This window comes from Candidatus Methylomirabilota bacterium, from assembly GCA_036005065.1.
Taxonomy (GTDB): Bacteria; Methylomirabilota; Methylomirabilia; order Rokubacteriales; family DASRDR01; genus DASYQW01.
In genome coordinates this window covers 1-2,804 of record DASYQW010000363.1, presented here as the reverse complement: position 1 = coordinate 2,804, position 2,804 = coordinate 1, and the positions used below count along the sequence as shown (strand labels likewise).

Below are 2,804 nucleotides of genomic sequence, written 5' to 3'. Positions count from 1 at the left end.
CGTCCCGATTGGCGCCATCACGATCCTGCGTCTCGAGGTGCGGCCCTTCTCGGAGAAGCAGATCCAGCTGGTGAAGACCTTCGCCGCCCAGGCCGTCATCGCCATCGAGAACGTGCGGCTGTTCCAGGAGTTGCAGGCGCGGACGCGCGAGCTCGGGCGGTCCGTGGAGGAGCTACGGGCGCTCGGCGACGTCGGCCAGGCCGTCAGCTCCACGCTCGATCTCGAGACCGTGCTCACCACCATCGTCGCCAACGCGGACCAGCTCTCCGGCACCGACGGCGGCGCCATCTACGAGTACGACGAGCCGTCGGGGGTGATGCGCCTGCGGACGACGCACAAGTTCGACGAGGCGCTGGTCGAGGCGCTCCGGAGCCATCCGCTCCGTCCCGGCGAAGGCGCGGTGGGCCAGGCGGCCGTGGCCCGGGAGCCGATCCAGATCCCGGACGTCCTGCACGAGGGGGCTTACGGCGGTCCCGTGCGCGAGTTCGCGACGCGCTCGGGTATTCGAGCCCTCCTGGCCGTGCCCCTCCTGCGCGAGAACCAGATCATCGGGGGCCTCGTGCTGGCTCGCAAGACCCCTGGCGAGTTCGCGCCCCAGGTGGTGGACCTGCTGAAGACCTTCGCCACCCAGTCCGCGCTGGCCATCCAGAACGCGCGCCTCTTCCGCGAGCTGGAGGACAAGAGCCGCCAGCTCGAGACGGCCAGCCGCCACAAGTCGGAGTTCCTGGCCAACATGTCCCACGAGCTGCGGACGCCCCTCAACGCCATCATCGGGTTCTCGGAGGTGCTGTCGGAGCGCATGTTCGGGGAGCTGAACGACAAGCAGCTCGAATACATGCAGGACATCCACGCCTCCGGGCGCCACCTCCTCTCGCTCATCAACGACATCCTGGACCTGTCCAAGGTCGAAGCGGGGCGCATGGAGCTGGAGCTCGGCTCCTTCAGCCTCCCGGTGGCCCTGGAGACTGCCCTCGCGCTGATCCGGGAGCGGGCCGAGCGCCACGGCCTCGCCCTCCACCTCGCCGTCGACGAGCGGCTGGGCGCCGTGGTGGCCGACGAGCGCAAGGTCAAGCAGGTCCTCCTCAATCTCCTGTCCAACGCGCTCAAGTTCACCCCGGAGGGCGGCCGGATCGACGTGGCGGCGGTTCCGGCCGACGGCTTCGTCGAGATCTCGGTCACCGACACGGGGATCGGGATCGCCCCCGAGGATCAGGAGGCGATCTTCGAGGAGTTCCGCCAGGTCGGCAGCGACTACGCGCGCAAGCGCGAGGGGACCGGGCTCGGGCTCAGCCTGGCCAGGAAGTTCGTGGAGCTGCACGGCGGGCGGATCTGGGTCAAGAGCGAAGTGGGCCGGGGGTCCACGTTCACCTTCACGCTGCCCTTGCGAGCATGGCCGGCGAGCTGATCCTCATCGTCGAAGACCACGAGAAGAACCGGAAGCTCGTGCGCGACGTGCTTCAGGTCAAGGGCTACCGGACGCTCGAGTGCGAGGCGGCCGAGGACGGGATCCGGCTCGCCCAGGAGCACCGGCCGGCCCTGATCCTGATGGACATCCAGCTGCCGGGGATGGACGGGATCGCGGCCCTGGGCCACCTCCGAGCCGACCCGCGGACCCGGGACATCCCCGTCCTGGCGGTGACCGCGTCCGCCATGACGCACAACCGCCAGCAGATCATGGCCGCCGGGTTCGACGGGTATCAGTCGAAGCCGATCAACGTGAAGGGGTTTCTGGAGGCGGTGCGGGCGATGCTGGATCGTCAGCAGAGCGGGGGAGGGGCTCGATGAGCACCCCGGCCAAGGTCCTGGTGGTCGACGACACTCCTCAGAACGTCAAGCTCCTGGCCGATCTCCTGACGGCCAAGGGTTACGCCGTCGTGACGGCGGCCTCGGGTCCCGAGGCCCTGGAACGTGTCGACAAGGAGTCGCCGGATCTCGTGCTGCTCGACGTGGTGATGCCGGGCATGAGCGGCTACGAGGTCTGCCGGAAGATCCGGGAGACCCCCGCGGCGGGGATCCTCCCGGTGGTGATGGTCACCGCGCTCGACCCGGGCCAGGAGCGCCTCAAGGGGCTCGAGGCCGGTGCCGACGACTTCCTGACCAAGCCGATCAACCAGCCGGAGCTCCTGGCTCGGGTGCGCTCGCTCCTCCGGATCAAGCAGCTCTACGACACGGTCCAGACGCAGGCGGCCCAGCTCGCCGAGTGGAACCGGACTCTCGAGCAGCGCGTGCAGGATCAGGTGACCCAGCTCGAGCGCCTCGGCCGGCTCAAGCGCTTCTTCTCGCCCCAGCTCGCCGAGCTGATCGTGGCCGGGGGCACCGAGGACCCGCTCAAGAGCCACCGCCGGGAGGTGACGGTGGTCTTCCTGGATCTCCGGGGCTACACGGCCTTCGCGGAGACTGCCGAGCCGGAAGAGGTCATGGGGGTCCTCCGGGAATACCACGCCGCGATGGGCACCCAGGTGCTGGCCCACGGCGGCACTCTCGAGCGTTTCGCCGGCGACGGCATGATGGTGTTCTTCAACGACCCCGTTCCCGTGCCCGACCACGCCGAGCGGGCGGTCCGCATGGCCCTGGCCATGCGCGACCAGGTGACGGAGCTCGCCGCCAAGTGGCGCAAGCGGGGATATGATCTCCACATCGGGGTCGGTGTCGCTCAGGGGTATGCGACCATCGGCGCCATCGGCTTCGAGGGCCGCTGGGACTACGGGGCGATCGGGACCGTGACCAACCTCGCCTTCCGGCTCTGCGGCGAAGCCAAGCCGGGCCAGGTCCTCGTCGGGAGCCGTGTCCTGGACGCGGTCGAC

Annotated in this window: 3 protein-coding genes; all 3 read left to right on the top strand. The window is 69.3% G+C overall.

Translation table 11 applies throughout. The features are described 5' to 3' along the window. Window positions 1-1,405: ATP-binding protein (locus tag VGW35_24610; protein HEV8310855.1), on the top strand; the 1,405-nt coding region annotated here is incomplete at its 5' end. Beyond that, entirely contained in the window at window positions 1,390-1,785 is a 396-nt protein-coding gene (locus tag VGW35_24605) for a response regulator (GenBank protein HEV8310854.1), read from the top strand. The genes VGW35_24610 and VGW35_24605, both read left to right, overlap by 16 nt. Further along, window positions 1,782-2,804: response regulator (locus VGW35_24600; GenBank protein ID HEV8310853.1), on the top strand; the 1,023-nt coding region annotated here is incomplete at its 3' end. The genes VGW35_24605 and VGW35_24600, both read left to right, overlap by 4 nt.

Excerpts from the sequence above, each read along its gene's own strand:
- VGW35_24605 (HEV8310854.1), top strand. The coding sequence starts at position 1,390 with ATGGCCGGCGAGCTGATCCTCATCGTCGAAGACCACGAGAAGAACCGG.